This is a genomic window from Microcoleus sp. S36b_A4, assembly GCF_036700645.1.
In the GTDB taxonomy this organism is placed as follows: domain Bacteria; phylum Cyanobacteriota; class Cyanobacteriia; order Cyanobacteriales; family Microcoleaceae; genus Microcoleus.
The window spans coordinates 1-15,951 of the sequence record NZ_JAUBPI010000099.1; the positions used below are offsets into that span (position 1 = coordinate 1).

General features: G+C 46.5%; 18 protein-coding genes. 9 read left to right on the top strand and 9 right to left on the bottom strand.

What is annotated here, in order from left to right; all coding sequences use genetic code 11:
* Positions 1-191: 191 nt before the first annotated feature.
* Positions 192-2,069 (bottom strand): DUF1565 domain-containing protein, encoded by a 1,878-nt coding sequence (locus QUA03_RS24030; protein ID WP_333215596.1) that lies wholly within the window; start codon positions 2,067-2,069, stop codon positions 192-194.
* 222 nt (positions 2,070-2,291) lie between these two features.
* Here QUA03_RS24030 and QUA03_RS24035 point away from each other — a divergent pair, with 222 nt between their 5' ends.
* Both QUA03_RS24035 and thiS read left to right on the top strand, forming a co-directional pair.
* The gene (locus QUA03_RS24035) at positions 2,292-3,374 is read left to right on the top strand and encodes a thiamine phosphate synthase (protein WP_333215597.1); all 1,083 of its coding nucleotides are present in this window, start codon (positions 2,292-2,294) and stop codon (positions 3,372-3,374) included.
* Positions 3,375-3,471: 97 nt separating this feature from the next.
* Positions 3,472-3,684, top strand: a complete 213-nt coding sequence (thiS, locus tag QUA03_RS24040) for a sulfur carrier protein ThiS (protein ID WP_015176890.1) — start codon at positions 3,472-3,474, stop codon at positions 3,682-3,684.
* Positions 3,685-3,994: 310 nt separating this feature from the next.
* Here thiS and rpmA read toward each other — a convergent pair whose 3' ends face one another.
* From rpmA to glpK, 6 genes are all read right to left on the bottom strand, one after another.
* Positions 3,995-4,294, bottom strand: coding sequence for a 50S ribosomal protein L27 (rpmA, locus tag QUA03_RS24045; protein ID WP_190738131.1), 300 nt, complete (start codon positions 4,292-4,294; stop codon positions 3,995-3,997).
* A gap of 27 nt (positions 4,295-4,321) precedes the next feature.
* On the bottom strand, positions 4,322-4,714 hold the full coding sequence (gene rplU / locus QUA03_RS24050) for a 50S ribosomal protein L21 (RefSeq protein ID WP_172190164.1): 393 nt from the start codon (positions 4,712-4,714) through the stop codon (positions 4,322-4,324).
* Between the two features lie 385 nt (positions 4,715-5,099).
* Positions 5,100-5,315, bottom strand: coding sequence for a hypothetical protein (locus QUA03_RS24055; protein ID WP_015176895.1), 216 nt, complete (start codon positions 5,313-5,315; stop codon positions 5,100-5,102).
* Positions 5,316-5,639: 324 nt separating this feature from the next.
* On the bottom strand, positions 5,640-6,140 hold the full coding sequence (locus QUA03_RS24060) for a DUF3122 domain-containing protein (protein ID WP_333215599.1): 501 nt from the start codon (positions 6,138-6,140) through the stop codon (positions 5,640-5,642).
* Positions 6,141-6,371: 231 nt separating this feature from the next.
* The gene (locus QUA03_RS24065; RefSeq protein ID WP_333215601.1) at positions 6,372-6,743 is read right to left on the bottom strand and encodes a c-type cytochrome; all 372 of its coding nucleotides are present in this window, start codon (positions 6,741-6,743) and stop codon (positions 6,372-6,374) included.
* 74 nt (positions 6,744-6,817) lie between these two features.
* Positions 6,818-8,305: a glycerol kinase GlpK gene (glpK, locus tag QUA03_RS24070; RefSeq protein WP_333215603.1), complete on the bottom strand. Its 1,488-nt coding sequence runs from the start codon at positions 8,303-8,305 to the stop codon at positions 6,818-6,820.
* 100 nt (positions 8,306-8,405) lie between these two features.
* Here glpK and QUA03_RS24075 point away from each other — a divergent pair, with 100 nt between their 5' ends.
* Positions 8,406-8,990, top strand: a complete 585-nt coding sequence (locus QUA03_RS24075; protein WP_333215605.1) for an endonuclease dU — start codon at positions 8,406-8,408, stop codon at positions 8,988-8,990.
* Between the two features lie 212 nt (positions 8,991-9,202).
* Here QUA03_RS24075 and QUA03_RS24080 read toward each other — a convergent pair whose 3' ends face one another.
* Positions 9,203-10,405, bottom strand: a complete 1,203-nt coding sequence (locus tag QUA03_RS24080; RefSeq protein WP_333215607.1) for a hypothetical protein — start codon at positions 10,403-10,405, stop codon at positions 9,203-9,205.
* 312 nt (positions 10,406-10,717) lie between these two features.
* On the opposite strand from QUA03_RS24080, the gene QUA03_RS24085 reads away from it, so the two are divergent.
* The 4 genes from QUA03_RS24085 to QUA03_RS24100 all read left to right on the top strand — a co-directional run bounded on the left by QUA03_RS24085 (position 10,718) and on the right by QUA03_RS24100 (position 13,064).
* Entirely contained in the window at positions 10,718-10,849 is a 132-nt protein-coding gene (locus QUA03_RS24085; protein ID WP_333215609.1) for a hypothetical protein, read from the top strand.
* A 523-nt stretch (positions 10,850-11,372) separates the two neighbouring features.
* Positions 11,373-11,858: an allophycocyanin subunit alpha gene (gene apcA / locus QUA03_RS24090; protein WP_333036136.1), complete on the top strand. Its 486-nt coding sequence runs from the start codon at positions 11,373-11,375 to the stop codon at positions 11,856-11,858.
* A gap of 176 nt (positions 11,859-12,034) precedes the next feature.
* Positions 12,035-12,520 (top strand): allophycocyanin subunit beta, encoded by a 486-nt coding sequence (gene apcB / locus QUA03_RS24095; protein WP_006634930.1) that lies wholly within the window; start codon positions 12,035-12,037, stop codon positions 12,518-12,520.
* 340 nt (positions 12,521-12,860) lie between these two features.
* Positions 12,861-13,064: a phycobilisome linker polypeptide gene (locus QUA03_RS24100; protein ID WP_006634929.1), complete on the top strand. Its 204-nt coding sequence runs from the start codon at positions 12,861-12,863 to the stop codon at positions 13,062-13,064.
* A gap of 118 nt (positions 13,065-13,182) precedes the next feature.
* Here QUA03_RS24100 and QUA03_RS24105 read toward each other — a convergent pair whose 3' ends face one another.
* Positions 13,183-13,605 carry an EamA family transporter gene (locus QUA03_RS24105; RefSeq protein WP_333215611.1) on the bottom strand — a complete coding sequence of 141 codons (423 nt, stop codon included), beginning with the start codon at positions 13,603-13,605 and terminating at the stop codon, positions 13,183-13,185.
* 36 nt (positions 13,606-13,641) lie between these two features.
* Between QUA03_RS24105 and QUA03_RS24110 the strand changes: the two genes are divergently transcribed.
* Both QUA03_RS24110 and QUA03_RS24115 read left to right on the top strand, forming a co-directional pair.
* Complete coding sequence (locus QUA03_RS24110) at positions 13,642-14,862, top strand: FtsW/RodA/SpoVE family cell cycle protein (protein WP_333215613.1); 1,221 nt, start codon at positions 13,642-13,644, stop codon at positions 14,860-14,862.
* Positions 14,863-15,351: 489 nt separating this feature from the next.
* Positions 15,352-15,951: tetratricopeptide repeat protein (locus QUA03_RS24115; RefSeq protein ID WP_333215615.1), on the top strand; the 600-nt coding region annotated here is incomplete at its 3' end.

The following is a 15,951-nucleotide window of genomic DNA, read 5'->3' on the forward strand; positions in this document are numbered from 1 at the left end:
TTAATTATGAAATGGAACCGAAAGATCAAAAACAAAGGTAACGCGAGTTAATGCAGTTTAGATGTCGAACAGCTTAGACCTCTTGCAAAAGTCCTTTTAATAAAATTTTGGAACGGGCATCTTGCCCCTCCTAGTTATTTTTGAAAGAGGTCTAATGACTACTGACTACTGACTACTGACTACTGACCATTTCATTTAATCTCCTCAATTTGAGCATTCAAACCGTTAGCGCTGAGCATTTGTAGCAATTCCTCAGCTTTTTCTAGTTCCCGAAAAGCACCGGCTTGCATCACCGATCGTCCGCTGGAAAAAGAGCGAAAAGCACCGGGAACGAGGGATTGCATTTTTTGTCGATCGCGCCAACTGTCGGTATCCACCACAACTCGATACCGGAAACCCAAAGCTCTGGCTCGATCGAATGACGGCGAATTATCCGCGGCATCGGGCAAAGAATTACCCCCTAAAGGTGCAGGTACATAGCCGCCCCTTCCGATCGGAATGTTGCGGCCCGGAACCGGCAATCTACCCTCGGAAGCAACCGAACTCGAACTATCAAAATTGGGAGGAATCATTGGTTGCTGTACCGAAATTTCCGAAATTGATCGATAATTCGGATCGGGCACAGGAATTGCGCTCGCCCCTTGGGCTACCGATGAAGCAGCGGCATTCCTCGGAGAAAGTTCTTGTCGCAACTCAGCGCTTCGCGGTGCGGGTCGATTTTGCACAGATCGCATTGAAACGGGCGCAGGCGGGGGAAGTGGCGCTCTTTCAACTCTGGGAATTAGCCGGCCGGGAGTGTAAGCCGGGAGAGAAGTGTCTGGACCACCGATGCTGGGAGGTCGATCGGCCGTTAGCTGCAAAGCACTTCCCCCCATTGGCGGCGGTGTAAAAGTTCCCGCCACATCAACCGATCCCGTCGTCCGGCTGCTCGACAATTGATTGCCGTAAGCTGGGATTACTTGACCTTTTGCCGCATTGTTGACATCGTACTGACCGTTGTTGCGAATGACATTGCCCCCCGGTTCGGCGGCAGTTCCCAAATCGGGCAGAGAGCTCGCGATCGCCACAATTCCGTCCCGGCGATTACTCTCGATATAATTGTTACGCAGCACAGGTCTAGCATTAGCTTGCACCACCACGCCGTCCTTATTGCGAGTAATTTTGTTGCCGATCAGCAGAGGCGAAGCGTTCTGCGCTACATTCACCCCAAATCCGGTGTTTTCAAACACATTATCTCGAACTTCCGGCTGGGAACTGCCAAAAATAGTAATGCCGTTAGCTCCATTTTTCGAGAAAACATTCCCGCCAATCGTCGGCCTGGATGTACCCACTACCGAAATGCCGTCGTGAGTGCTCCCAGAAAAAGTATTGTTAACAACTGTCGGAGAACTCGATTCGATCCACAAAGCGTAACCGCGATAGTTGGTATTCGTCACCGTCACCCCGCTGAGTCCCGCCCCATCTGCGCCTAAAATCGCGATATTTTGACCCGCCGAAGTCGGACTGATAAAGTATCCTCCGCCTTTGATGACAATATTCTGACCGCGAGTGTTGGGATTTCCCTGAACTGTCACGCTGGGCCTGAGCATTAATGGAAATTTTTCGCCGGTTTGCTCGCTGTAAGTACCGGGCGCTAGCAAAATCGCTGTTTTGGGCGGGGCCACGCTTAAGGCGTAGGTAAGGGTTTTAAACGGAGCTTGATCGCTGCCGTTGCCCCCCGTGTCGCTGCCCCCGATCGAGCTGACGTAGAGTATGTTGATGTCGCTCTGCAGCGTCTGAGAAAGTAGCTGCACTCCCGGTATCCCGGCAGCGATAACTGACGGTTGATGGTTGCAAAGGGCGGTCATCGCAAAGACGAGTAGAAGGCAAGAACTCAAACAAAATTTTTGCGATCGCTTTTCTTTGCACTCGCTATATTGAGAATTTAGGAGCATAAATAAACCCCACTGATTTGCGATCCGAGTTCCGCTTCCCGATTTCGGTGTCGGGTTTTTGCGATCGAACTTTGATTTCACCCGCCTGCTGGGGTTTTCTGCCGTTAATCTTTTGTGTTGTTCTGCTAACCTCACGGCTCTCCTCCGAAGTGTGGTATGCAGTTTAACGATTCCACTCTTATCAAGTTTGATCTATTATGCTTTGTTTTCATCAAATTCAATAAAACTTAAAAAATTATTGTCGAATTTACATTGGTTTATGCCAAAATTAAGCCGCCTGCTTTGCCACAATCTTGACGGCGTGGGAGAATATAGCGGGTTGATTGGTAAGATTAATTATAATTAGGGTGGTTGTGAATGACCGACAAACAAAACAGAACTTTACCGGCACAGCCAGCCCTCTGCCGGATTTTAGATGCAAATTTAGATCGATCGCGCGAAGGGTTGAGAATTATTGAAGAATGGTGCAGGTTTGGTCTCAACAACGCCGATTTAGCTGGCGAGTGCAAGCAACTGCGTCAAGAATTGGCTGCTTGGCACGTCGCAGAACTTCGCAGTGCTAGGGATACGCCTGCTGATCCGGGTACGGAGTTGACTCACCCGCAGGAAGAGCAGCGTTCGAGCATTCAGCAGCTACTGGAGGCGAATTTCTGTCGGGTGGAAGAAGCTTTGCGGGTACTCGAAGAGTATGGCAAAATTTACGATCGGAATATGGGCGCGGCTTTTAAGCAGATGCGCTATCGGGTTTATACTCTCGAAAGCAATTTGCTGGCTTACCGGCGCTACCAGCAGTTACTTCGATCGCAGTTATACCTCGTAACTTCGCCGAGAGACAACTTGTTGGGAGTTGTGGAAGCTGCTTTGCAAGGCGGACTGACTTTGGTGCAGTACCGCGACAAAACCTCAGACGACGGCGCCAAGCTGGCTAATGCGCGCAAGCTTTGCGAACTTTGTCACCGCTACGATGCTTTGCTGATTGTGAACGATCGCGTGGATTTTGCGATCGCAGCAGATGCCGACGGCGTACACTTAGGACAGGGAGATTTCCCTGTGGCGGAAGCGCGCAAGTTGCTCGGCCCGGGACGGATCATCGGTCGTTCTACTACGAATGGCGAGGAAATGCAGCGAGCTATTGAAGAGGGAGCAGACTATATTGGAGTTGGGCCGGTTTACTCCACTCCTACTAAACCTGATAAACAGGCGGCGGGTTTGGACTATGTGCGGTATGCTGCTACTAAGTCGCCGATTCCCTGGTTTGCGATCGGCGGAATTGATATCAACAACCTCGATGAAATATTGAATGCCGGAGCTCAAAGGGTTGCCATAGTACGCGCAATTATGGAAGCAGAACAGCCTACTTTAGTCACGCAGTTTTTCATCTCGCAGTTGATTCGGATGCAGAATCTAAAAGCTCAGAAAGCTTTGCACGGGAAAAGCTAGGTTTATTTGCGATTCGTAGGGCGGGTTTAGCACAGGAAATCTGTGCATAAAATATAATTTTGTTACCAAACCCGCCCAAAAAACAGATATTTTACTGATGATAAATCAAATTGCGCTGCAAGTTAACGGAGAAACCCGCAATTGTGCGATCGACACACCGTTACCAAAATTACTAGAACAATTGGGATTAAACCCGCGCTTGGTGGCTGTGGAGTACAACGGGGAAATTCTGCACAAACAATTTTGGGAAACTACACAAATGCAAGAGGGCGACATCTTAGAAGTTGTCACAATTGTCGGAGGAGGCTAGCCACAAATGGGTGACAAATTAAACCTTAAATTGTCACCGGGCTGAACCGAGGAATGTCGCTTGCCCTCAAATCTAGATCCCCCTAAATCCCCCTTAATAAGGGGAGTAGGGGTTGACTTTGAGAATAATCTTGTCTCCCTAAATCCCGTTAATTAAGGGGAACTTTGAGAATAATCTTGTTCCCCTAAATCCCATTAATTAAGAGGGACTTTAAGAAAAATCTTGTCCCCCCCTTATTAAGGGGGGCTAGGGGGGATCGAGACTTTGAGACAAACAAAAGAGACTTAAGGAACGCCCCAAAATATCGCAATTAAACTGCGACAGCTTCAGCCACGGGTTCAGCCACAGGTGCTGCTACAACAGGATAAATGCTGACTTTCTTGCGAGTTTTGCCTTTTCTTTCAAAAGTCACCACACCGTCAATCATGGCAAACAGAGTATCATCTCTGCCGATACCAACATTATTACCAGGGTGAACTTTAGTGCCGCGTTGACGGATCAAAATGTTGCCAGCTTTGACAACTTGACCGCCGTACTTTTTGACACCCAGACGCTGAGAATTAGAGTCGCGTCCGTTACGTGTACTGCCTGTACCTTTCTTGTGGGCCATAATATCCTCAACTGTATTTACTATTTTTTATTCTGAATCAGTTTCGGCGGTTTGGGGGGTTTCAACAACTGCTGCAGTTAAGTCTCTGGCGGCCAAGACTGTACCGTTGACGCTAATCGAGTCAATCATAAAGCGAGTTGTTTCTTGACGGTGCCCTTTTTTCTTCCGAGTTTTCTTTTTCGGCTTCATCTTGTAGACGAGGACTTTGCGGCCCCGGAAATGCCGGAGAACCGTTCCTTCTACAGTGGCATTTTCTAGTAGAGGCTGGCCGATATGAACCTCGCCTTCGTGCTGGATCAGAAATACTTTGTCTATGGTGACTTTGGATTCAGCTTCGACGTGAAGCAGTTCGATGTCGTAGAAGCGGCCTGGTTCTACCCGAAATTGTTTGCCGCCGGTTTCAATGATTGCGTAAGTCATGGGATGGTTGTTGAGATTGCCGTACAGGTAGCTGATGAGTCATTGGTCATTGGTCGTTGTGGACTTTTGACTGCTGACTGCTCTCCAGCTTTTGGAATGTCTTAACCTGATCCGAGCCGGATTTAGACAGACAATCTACTACTATTGCGGATTGTTGTAGTTTTGTCAAGTTCTATCGCGCCGGAAATTTCTAATTAGCTAGGATTTACGCACCGGTGGTCAGAAACCGGGTGTTTTTACGAAAATTCTTCGTTTTCAGCCAGAGATTAGGTAAAAAACCCGGTTTCTTCCTTCGGTCTTACATGCGTAAGCCCTGTTAGGGATAAAAATAGAAGATGCTGTAACTTTTTTATCCCCTTGATCCAAAAGGTCGATCGAACGGGATTCAAGCCGTCGCAGAACATTTGCGCGATCGTAACAATTCCAAAGCTTGCTGTTTCACCCTACCCTCCATCACCTCTTTTTGCAAATTAATAAAAGCCTCAAAATCTTCTAAACCGTACTTAGTCATCTGCAACTGCTGTCGCAACTGTTCTTCTGCCTCAACCGTTAAGTAACCTGTTGCCAAAGCTTTGCGGACAATTTTACTGATTAAAGTCATAGTAGATTTACCCTGAATACACCTACGTTAAAACACTGAAGTTTTGTCACTCGACTAACTCAGCTTTTAGTTTGTTTCATAATTACCCTTAAAATAGGTTAAATCTACCTTAAGGTCTATGTAAATAAAGTTATTTTTGATACATTGATGAAATCGTAGCGATTTTAAATGTAGAGTGCTATTAAATTGGTATCTTTAGTTTTTGCCAGACCAAATTATTCTTCAAATACGTTAAATCTACCTTAAGGCATATTTAAACATAGCGATTTGTGACATGGGAAATTGTATGGCTTTTAAATGTAGAGTGCGCTTAAATTGGTATCTTTAGTTTTTGTCAGACAAAAGCCGCCATTGTCTCACAGCAAAAGGAGGAACCAGCAATTCTGTTTCTTTTTGATTTTTCACGGGCAAACTCAACAGCAAAGGTTGATTGCTTTCCAATTGTGCAATTATTGATTTAAAATCGTATTCTCCGACATTAATTGGCAAACCCGACTCGTTCCAAATATCATTAGCCTTGCCCATTTCCCGCTTGCCCGCCGCCACTTTCAGCGGAACCGGGTGCTGCAATTCTGTTCCCGGAAATCCTACCACTCTCAGATTTAAAGACTTTACTACTCCCGACTTTACTCGCTTGTACAAAACAACTTGCCATGCTTTATCGTCTGTATCGCGCAGGCTTTGTACGGATCGGAACATTACTGTCTCAGCAGTTTCTGGATATTTGTGAATCGAGGCGAAAGCGGGCGGGCTAACCGCTAAGATTAGATACAAGCACAAGCTAATAATAGTTAAAGTTCTACGCCAACAATAATATTTTTTCAACTTGCAATACCTCCAATAATTTACACTTTCTTAGCAAAAAAACCCAAAAAGGACAGGTTTGTATTGAGATGATTAAGGGATGAACAATAAAAGACAAGAAGCAGGCAGGTTTTGTATAAAGATTATTCATCGATGACCAAGTTACGCGCTAAACCAGCCCTTACATTATACCTCGGCTTGGTTTCCTGAAGTTAGGCGCTAAACCTGGTCTTACCATGTACATAATCTGGTTTATTTCCAATCGGTTTCAGCTTGGGAGAGTACGTAAGCTGAAACATCGATAATTTGTTGTTCAGACAAACGATCTTTGTAAGCGGGCATAATGCCTTTGCCGTTGGTTACTAAGTTGAAAATGTTGGCGATGGAATCCATGCCGTATTTTTTTAAGGCTTTTTGTTTCAAGTTTTTGCCGCGCCTGATAATGTTGCCACCGTTGATGTGACAGCCTGCACAGTTGGTGCTGAATACTTCGGCTGCGGTTGTGGTATTTGTAGCTGTATCTGCGATCGCCATTTGGGAATTAGTAGCGATTTCTACAAATGCCAGTGTCAGTATCAATAGAAAGGCGGTGAGAAAATTTTTTAAGTTCTTTAGCGAAATCATTTATTGGTCAGGTAAAAAATAGTGCTGGGTTTAATGATATCACTAAATACGCATTTTGGACTTAACTCAGCGATTCATTCTTCCCAATCGAAGGTGCGGGAAACTGCTTTTTTCCAAAAGCGATATTTTTGCTCGCGAAGTGCGATCGGCATTTTCGGTTCCCAAGTACAATCCACCGCCCAATTGTCCCGCAATTCGGCTAGCTGACTCCAAAAACCCACCGCCAAACCGGCCGCATAAGCCACACCGAGTGCAGAAGTTTCTGCTACCACAGGCCGCATCACAGGCACTCCCAAAACATCGCTCTGAAACTGCATCAGCGTGTGATTTACCACCATACCTCCGTCTACTTTTAAAGACAAAAGCTGCACAGCAGAATCCTGATTCATCGCCTCCAATACTTCTCGCGTTTGCCACGCTGTAGCTTCCAATGCGGCGCGGGCAATGTGTGCCTTAGTCACGTAGCGAGTTAAACCTGCAATTACTCCCCTGGCGCTGTCTTTCCAATAGGGTGCGTAGAGTCCAGAAAACGCCGGGACAACGTAAACTCCGCCGCTATCTTCAACTGTATTTGCTAATGTTTCTACTTCTGCAGATGTGTTGATGATACCCAAATTGTCCCGCAGCCACTGCACTAAAGCCCCGGCAAGCGCAATACTGCCTTCCAAAGCATACACAGCGGGCGATTCCCCCATCTTGTAGGCGACTGTTGTTAGTAACCCGTTTTTTGAGGGGACGATCGCCTCACCGGTATTCAGCAGCATAAAACAGCCCGTACCGTAAGTATTTTTCGCCTCCCCCGGACTGAAACAAGTTTGCCCGACGAGAGCGGCTTGCTGATCCCCCAAAGCAGCAGCAATTGGAACACCTGCAAGCAATCCTTTTGCAGTTCCAAAAACTTGACTCGAAGGGCGAATTTCTGGCAGCATCTGGCGGGGAATTGCCATTATTTCCAAAGTTTCGGCATCCCAATCGAGGGTTTGCAAATCCATCAGCATCGTGCGGCTGGCGTTGGTAACATCGGTAATGTGCGCGCCGCCCGTCAGGTGCCAAATCAGAAAAGTATCGACATTGCCAAAAATCGCATCCCCTTGATTTGCCGCTTCCCGCAATCCTGGAATATTGTCCAGCATCCACTTAATTTTCGGCCCGCTGAAATAAGTTGTCAGCGGCAAACCGCATCGTTTTTGAAATCTATCTTTGCCCTCAATTTCAGCTAATTGATCGCAAATAAAGCGAGTGCGGGTATCTTGCCAAACAATCGCATTACCGTAAGGTTTGCCAGTTTTTCTGTCCCAAACAATTGTAGTTTCGCGCTGGTTGGTAATACCGAGTGCAGCAATATCTTCCGGGTCAATATTGCCAATTTCGAGGGCATTTTTAATCACGCTTTGGGTGCGCTGCCAAATTTCATCGGGATTGTGTTCAACCCATCCTGGCTGCGGATATATTTGCTGGTGTTCTTGTTGGTTGCGACAAATTATCTGTCCCAGGCGATCGAATACGATAAATCTGGTGCTGGTAGTTCCTTGGTCGATCGCTGCTACGTATTTTTTTACCAATTGTCTAAAATATTTTTAGTAATGAGGTCTTTAACGTATATGATACTATATCTAGAAGTCAAATTAATGTCAAAAACTTTAGCTTACGGAATTCCCCAAGTTGAAACTGGCAGATTTGCTGAGGCTCGATCGCACAATTAAGGTTATTGGCTTTGACGATGCTCCGTTTTCTCGTAGAAGTGGCAGTCTGGTGTCGATCGCGGGCATAGTCTGTGGGGGAACTAGATTTGAAGGAATGGTTTGGGGACAAGTCCTCCCAGACGGATTAGATGCCACGGATGCTATTTCTGGGCTACTCCTCGGAGGCAAATTTCTGCCGCAATTGCATCTGGTTTTGCTAGACGGAATTGCTTTCGGAGGCTTCAATATTATTGACCTTCCTGAGTTAGCATCGCGGCTGCAAATTCCTTGCGTTGCTGTCATGCGCCGCCAACCAGATTTAGCTGCTGTTGAAAAAGCCCTCCGCCATTTACCAGACTCGCAATACCGTTTAGAATTGTTGCGTCGCGCTGGGATAATTCACGCTTTTGAACCTTTCTTTTTTCAAGTTTGCGGCGAACAACCGGAAGTAATAGCGAGGGTTCTCCAGCGTTTGACAGACACTGGTAAAGTTCCTGAAGCTTTGCGTTTGGCTCATCTGATTGGTGCGGCTGTAATTAATGGGGTTAGCAGCAGTTCTGCTTGAATTATTGTTAAGAACGGGCAAGATGCCAGTTCCACAAAGAGGCAATTTTATTGTGGGGAGTAGGGGTTGGGCGGGAGATCCCCTTAAGAAGGGTCAAGATGCCCGTTCCACACCGACTAAATTTTCTTGTCGGGAGTAGGGGTTGGGCATCCTGCCCGCCCAGGAAAGGCTGATTGTAAATGATGTTATTCGATAAGTTTGTACCTACTTACTTACACAATTTCGCCGTCAATTTCACCGAATTCGATTTGAGTTCCCAACGCCAAAGTTAGCGTACTTTCAGGTTCTACCATTTTTATATCGCCTTGAATGTCTGTAGCCCACCAAGCGCGATCGCACAAATTGGTCAATCCTAACGAAAGCTCGTTTCTCGATCGAGAAGTGACTATAGCTACAAGACCGTTAGATGCTGCGGCTGTTAAACTCGGTATGTCAGAAGTGAATAGTTGAGTTCCCACACTCAAAGGAATAACTCGACTGCCTAATTTCAGAGAAAAGTGGCTGCTAGTAAAAGAATTTACTGCGGGCTGATCTGATATAAAGGTAGGCGGAATATTTGCTGGTGTTGGGGCTGGCAAGTCAGAGTTTCCTACTGTAATGGTACAGTTGCCGATTTTCTTTTGGTCGCCCGATCGCAAATAACTCACCGCCCCGCTATCAACATTCTCGCAAACAATTTGACCTGCTTCTAATTGAAACCGCATTGCCAAGGGTGAAACATTAGGAATGCAGATAATAGACAAATTTTCATCACTACCAAAAGTCACCGGTTCGGAACCCAGAGTGAGAGTGCGATTTGCTCCGGTATCGTAACTAATTACCAGCCAAGCTTTGTTGAACAAAGTTTCGGCTACAACTAGCATAATGCCAATCCAAAAACCGATCGCAGCACAGCCAGCTAAACGGCCTGCTGTACCGGATAAATTGTAAGCAAACAGAATAAACAAACAGCCGCCCAAAACTCCTCCTACACCGCCGCCTCCCATGCCGCGAAGCGCTCCCAAGTTGGGAATCCGCTGTGCAAGTCCAAGTCCTAACAAACTGCCAGCTATTCCCCAGCAAATTACTCGCAATAATTCGTTGTTTCCGTCGCCAATCCCGCTGTAAATACCTTCGGCGATGGCCCCAGAAATCGCTCCTGCTATTAAACCAAACAATCCGCCATTTTTTAAAGCTTGTTTAATTTGAGGCTTGCCTTTGATATAGTAATAATAGCCGAACATGATAGCAGTAGCAATGCCACCGCCTACCAGCCCAAACCAGCGAGCTGTGGAAAATACACTATCAGAAAAAGAGGCCGAACCAGTGAGTCGCTGCATGAAAGGTTCGGTGATTAGATTGCCGACGAAACCGCCGACTGCACCGCTAATCCCAAACTGCAAAGCTTTTTTAAGGGCTGATAGATTTCTTTTCACGGCGCACCAGATTTAAAGTGAGAGTCCAATCTAGCTACAAGCTCGAAACTTAGGATTTCCGATGATCTTATATCTGGCATCGCGATCGAGAACAGGCTTTCCGGCCTGTTCCACAAACACAAAGAGTTGAGTTTTCTTATGAGTAGTAGGGGTTGGGCAGGAAGCATTGGTGTCAACTTAAGCTTTTAGTCCGCCAGTCCTCCCGCTCACCCGGGAGCCCGCCAGGGGTTTCAACCCCTGACGGACTATCGGTTTTACCTTAAGTTGACACGCCTTGGGCAAGAGATCCCGCCCGTCCAAGACTTATTCAGAATGGTGCAAGATGTGAGACGATCGCACCTCTCCCCGCCTCTCTCCCGCCTGTCTCCCCCCATCTCCCGCTTGTCTCCCTCTGAGGGAAAAGTCTTTGAACCTCGCGCGATCGCCCGTTACAATTCCCGCTAAATGCTCGATCGCCTGTAACCCTTGCTGCCCGATAATTTTAGCAATTTTTTAACTGTGAAATTTTAACCGAGAAGACCCAAGTGAGGGCCCCAATATGAAAAGGAATGTTACAAACTATTACAGTAACACTCAGAATGTGAACATAATGCCTCAAAATACTTGCGAGAGGTAGTTGTGTCAGAGAAGCAATATCCTTACTAACTGCCCGATAGTCACTCGATCGCCACTAAGTGGCCTGCTGCAATCTTTATCATAAATTAAAGATCGCATCAGTCATTTATGGTATTGTAAGCGACAGGCTTAGTGCGAGCACTCACAACCGCACCGGCGTGAAGAACAAGCGCCGTTAAGCACCGAAGGCAGTCAACCGCCAACAACTTCAACAGTTGCTGAGTGTGGAAAGTCCAGCCTTCCCCGTCAAAGCTCCTGCCTGAGCAGGAAAGATACGGGACACAAGCGCCCGCTTTCGCTAGCTCAGCGCAGAGCAGTTCATATAGCAAAATATCCAGCGGGTACACACAAGATGAGTATCGTCACCAAATCAATCGTCAACGCAGACGCCGAAGCTCGCTACTTGAGCCCAGGTGAATTAGATCGGATCAAAAGCTTCGTCACCTCTGGTGAACGCCGCGTCCGCATCGCCCAAATTTTGAGCGAATCCCGCGAACGCATCGTCAAGCAAGCAGGCGACCAACTTTTCCAAAAGCGCCCTGATATTGTTTCTCCCGGCGGCAACGCTTACGGCGAAGAAATGACCGCAACTTGCTTGCGCGACATGGACTACTACCTGCGTTTGATTACCTACGGAATCGTAGCTGGCGACATTACTCCGATCGAAGAAATCGGTATTGTCGGCGTCCGCGAAATGTACAAATCTCTCGGCACCCCGATTGAAGCCGTCGCCGAAGGCGTTCGCGCTATGAAAAATGCAGCAAGCTCGCTGCTGTCTGGAGAAGATGCTTCCGAAGCTTCCTCTTACTTCGACTACGTTATCGGTGCGATGCAGTAAGGAATTTTGATTTTAGGTTTTCGATTTTAGATTGAAAAATTGGGGGTTGCCGGCAACAAGTTAAAAGCTTTTGCAAATAACCAGCCACTTAAAAATCTTAAATCCCACATCCCAAATTCCAAATTCTAGCTCCAAAATTGGACTGACTCAGCCACTTTCTAGGAAACAAGACAACCATGCAAGACGCAATTACCGCCGTTATCAATTCCTCTGACGTTCAAGGTAAGTACCTGGACATCAGCGCTCTAGACAAGCTCAAGAACTACTTTGCTTCTGGCGAACTGCGCGTCCGCGCCGCTACAGCCATCAGCGCTAATGCAGCCACAATCGTCAAAGAAGCAGTTGCTAAGTCTCTGTTGTACTCTGACGTAACTCGTCCCGGCGGCAATATGTACACCACTCGTCGTTATGCAGCTTGCATCCGCGACTTGGACTACTACCTGCGCTATGCCACCTACGCTATGCTAGCTGGCGACCCTTCCATCCTCGATGAGCGCGTGCTCAACGGTTTGAAAGAAACCTACAACTCCTTGGGCGTGCCCATCGGTTCTACCGTACAAGCAATCCAAGCAATGAAAGAAGTCACCGCCGGTTTGGTCGGTTCTGACGCTGGTAAAGAAATGGGCGTCTATTTCGACTACATCTGCTCTGGCTTGAGCTAAGACTCAGGAAGAAGAAAGAAGGAAGAAGGAAGTTCGGCAACGGATTCTGTAACGGATGTAACGAATGTAACAGATGTAACAGATTTCAGTCCGATGGAAGTCGGAAGAAGGAAGAAGATTTATTTCTTGCCTCTTTTAACTTTTAACTTTTTACTTTGGACTTGTTACCTTTGACTTTGAAAAGAGGTCAGGGAAGTTGAGAGTGATTGCTAGACCGTCAAAGGCTTGCCGAGAAAGCCCGACGAGTTTTAACGAGCTAGTTTTGACTCCTAACTCCCTGCCTTCAATCTTTAAAAAATCCATCTAATAATCTGTAAACCTACTCAGGAGTTAGTTTCCCATGAGAATGTTTAAGGTGACTGCTTGCGTCCCAAGTCAAACTCGCATCCGCACTCAGCGCGAATTGCAAAATACCTATTTTACTAAGCTCGTTCCTTACGACAACTGGTTCCGGGAACAGCAAAGAATTATGAAAATGGGCGGCAGAATTATTAAAGTGCAACTGGCTACCGGTAAGCCCGGTGCTAATACAGGTTTACTTTAAGAGCCGAAGCTGGATTAGTAGAGGGGTAAGAGGTCGCGATCGACCTCTTTTTTGTTTGTTATAGTTATAGCATAAGGAATAATGTCCAGCGTTTTTAATCTCATCATTGACAAATATTTCAATAAGCAGAAAGTATAACTGCGATTATCGCTAACAAAACAGCAAGCATTTGTGGTAATGTAATAGCCTCTTTTAAGAATAAAGTCGATAATAATATAGTAATCAGCGGGTAGATAGACGTAACACTCACTACATTGGCAACTTCACCTTTGCCAAGGGCTATAAAAAATACTAATGATGCCACAGTGCCACAAACGCCAACTAACATGGCAAACAAAATCCCCCTAACATCTCCCTCAAAACTAAAATTATTAGTTTGGATAATAATAAATAAAGTAGTTAAAATAGCGCCAATTGCTTCATAAACAAAAGCAGTTTTGTAGTCAATATATTTAGTTGCTAAATTGCCAAAAAATCCCCACAAACCATATAATAGCGAACAGATTAATGCGTAAATTAACCAATCTGGTACTTTAGCCATCTTTGTTAGAGTTTATTGAGATCATTCTAAAATCATATGGCTAATGACATTCGACGCTTGATTCCCTTTTTTGACCCCAGCGCCTCTCAATGGGCCGCTGAGGCCCGGTGGCTGAGGTGGCTGACTTTTCTGTGGCTGTTTGTCGGGCTGACAGCATTGTTTTCGGCTTCCTATCCCATTGCAAATTATGAATTTGGAGACGGCCTTTATTATTTTAAACGACAGCTAATCGCAGTGGCGATCGGGCTGGCCGGCTTTAACTTGATGGTATACTCCCCCCTACGCTACCTGCTGAAAACATCTCAGGTAGGCGTTTTGTTGCTGCTGGGATTGCTGTGGCTGACCTTGGTTCCGGGGGTAGGAACCACAATCAACGGGGCGACTCGCTGGATATCTCTGGGCCCGGTTCCGATTATTCAACCTTCTGAATTGATCAAGCCGTTTTTTGTTCTCCAAAGTGCCCGCATTTTCGGCAACTGGTCCCGGTTGACGAATAAAGTTCGCTTAACTTGGCTGTTAATTTTCGGCGCAATGCTTTTGGGAATTTTGTTGCAACCGAACTTAAGTACCACGGCTTTGTGCGGGATGACTTTGTGGTTGGTGGCTTTGGCGGCGGGATTGCCTTACTTGCAGTTGGGCGCAACGGCTATGGGGGGAATGCTTTTAGCCGTTTTAAGTATTAGTTTGAGGGAATATCAGCGCCGCCGGATTATGTCTTTCCTCAATCCTTGGGCTGATCCGATGCAAGACGGCTATCAGTTGATTCAAAGTCTCCTGGCTGTCGGTTCAGGGGGCATTTGGGGTGTGGGTTTGGGGATGTCGCAGCAAAAGTTATTTTATTTGCCGATTCAGTACAGCGATTTTATTTTTGCTGTGTTTGCTGAGGAGTTTGGTTTGGTGGGAGGTTTCTCGCTATTGCTGATGTTAGCGGCCTACTCTACTGTGGCTTTGAGGGTAGCGATGAAGGCTCGAAATATTGAGAGTCAGTTGGTGGCGATTGGGGTGATGGTGGTGATGGTGGGACAGTCGCTGCTGAATATTGGGGTGGCGACGGGGGTTTTGCCGACTACGGGTTTGCCGCTGCCGTTTTTTAGTTATGGGGGCTCTTCGATGTTGGCAAGTTTGTTGTTGTCGGGGTTGCTGATTCGGGTGGCGAGGGAGAGTTCTGAGGCTGATGTGGTTTCTTTAAACGGCCTCCGTGGAAAGCCGGGAAAGCCGAACTTGCGATCGAAAAACCCCACTACACAAACGGAGTGATTTGTCAATAGCAAACTAACCCGGTTTTTGGCAAAAATCGGGTTTGTTTATTACCTAAAAACTACTGGCCGAATACCAATTTATAGGAACCGGTATTGTAGGGAAGAACACAGATTTTGAGAAAAAAAGAAGTCGGTGTTCTTAAGGCAATTCGAGATTTATATCGTCACCGATGAATGTCGATCGACTATTTCCGCCCGTCACCCTTATTTGGCGGTTCTTCTTGTTGTTCTTGAGGTTTAGCTGTGATCTCAGTTAATTCTTTTTTGTCTGGTTGCGGTGTTTCTTGAGTTGAGTTAGCCATTGAGTTTAGTCCTAAATAGATGCACCGCTTAATTATATCGTTTCGGGCTGCAAAGATATTGCTGTAGATAGGGGGAGGAAAATCAAGACAAACAATTCTCATGGAGTGGCATTTGAGCTTTAATAAGTGTTAGCAATATTTTGAGGTGTCAAGCGGATATTCAAACCAGAGGGCGGTCAAAAGTTATGAAAGTGCAAAAAATTGGATTGTCGGGACTGATCTCAATCTTAGCGGCGCTGACTATAGGCGAGTTTCGGTTTATCCCTAATTCTCAATTTAAAATCATCAATTCTCAGGCCTTGGCTCAAACGCAAGCTGAGCGGAAAGCTGAAGCAGACCGACTGTTCAAGCAAGGGATTCAGCAGTATCAGATTAGTCAATTTCAAGCTGCATTGCAGTCTTGGCAACAGGCACTAATAATTTATCGAGAAATTAAAGACCGCCAAGGTGAAGGGAAAGCTCTGGGAAATCTGGGAAATGCTTACTTTTCCCTCGGCGACGACGCCAAAGCGATCGACTACCTTCAGCAGGACTTGGCGATCGCGCGAGAAATTAAAGACCGCCAAGGTGAAGGGGTGTCGCTGGGAAATCTGGGAAATACTTACTTTTCCCTCGGCGACTACGCCAAAGCCATCGAGTACGCTCAGCAGTGGTTGGCGATCGCGCGCGAAATTAAAGACCGCCGAAGCGAGGGGAGAGCTCTGGGACATCTGGGAAATGCTTACAATTCCCTCGGCGACTACGCCAAAGCGATCGAGTACCTTCAGCAGTGGTTGGCGAGCGCG

Bases quoted from the DNA above. Each gene is read 5' to 3' on its own strand.
- QUA03_RS24035 (WP_333215597.1), top strand. From the start codon at position 2,292: ATGACCGACAAACAAAACAGAACTTTACCGGCACAGCCAGCCCTCTGC.
- thiS (WP_015176890.1), top strand. From the start codon at position 3,472: ATGATAAATCAAATTGCGCTGCAAGTTAACGGAGAAACCCGCAATTGT.
- rpmA (WP_190738131.1), bottom strand. From the start codon at position 4,294: ATGGCCCACAAGAAAGGTACAGGCAGTACACGTAACGGACGCGACTCT.
- rplU (WP_172190164.1), bottom strand. From the start codon at position 4,714: ATGACTTACGCAATCATTGAAACCGGCGGCAAACAATTTCGGGTAGAA.
- QUA03_RS24055 (WP_015176895.1), bottom strand. From the start codon at position 5,315: ATGACTTTAATCAGTAAAATTGTCCGCAAAGCTTTGGCAACAGGTTAC.
- QUA03_RS24065 (WP_333215601.1), bottom strand. From the start codon at position 6,743: ATGATTTCGCTAAAGAACTTAAAAAATTTTCTCACCGCCTTTCTATTG.
- QUA03_RS24085 (WP_333215609.1), top strand. From the start codon at position 10,718: ATGGTGCAAGATGTGAGACGATCGCACCTCTCCCCGCCTCTCTCCCGC.
- apcA (WP_333036136.1), top strand. From the start codon at position 11,373: ATGAGTATCGTCACCAAATCAATCGTCAACGCAGACGCCGAAGCTCGC.
- apcB (WP_006634930.1), top strand. From the start codon at position 12,035: ATGCAAGACGCAATTACCGCCGTTATCAATTCCTCTGACGTTCAAGGT.
- QUA03_RS24100 (WP_006634929.1), top strand. From the start codon at position 12,861: ATGAGAATGTTTAAGGTGACTGCTTGCGTCCCAAGTCAAACTCGCATC.
- QUA03_RS24105 (WP_333215611.1), bottom strand. From the start codon at position 13,605: ATGGCTAAAGTACCAGATTGGTTAATTTACGCATTAATCTGTTCGCTA.
- QUA03_RS24110 (WP_333215613.1), top strand. From the start codon at position 13,642: ATGGCTAATGACATTCGACGCTTGATTCCCTTTTTTGACCCCAGCGCC.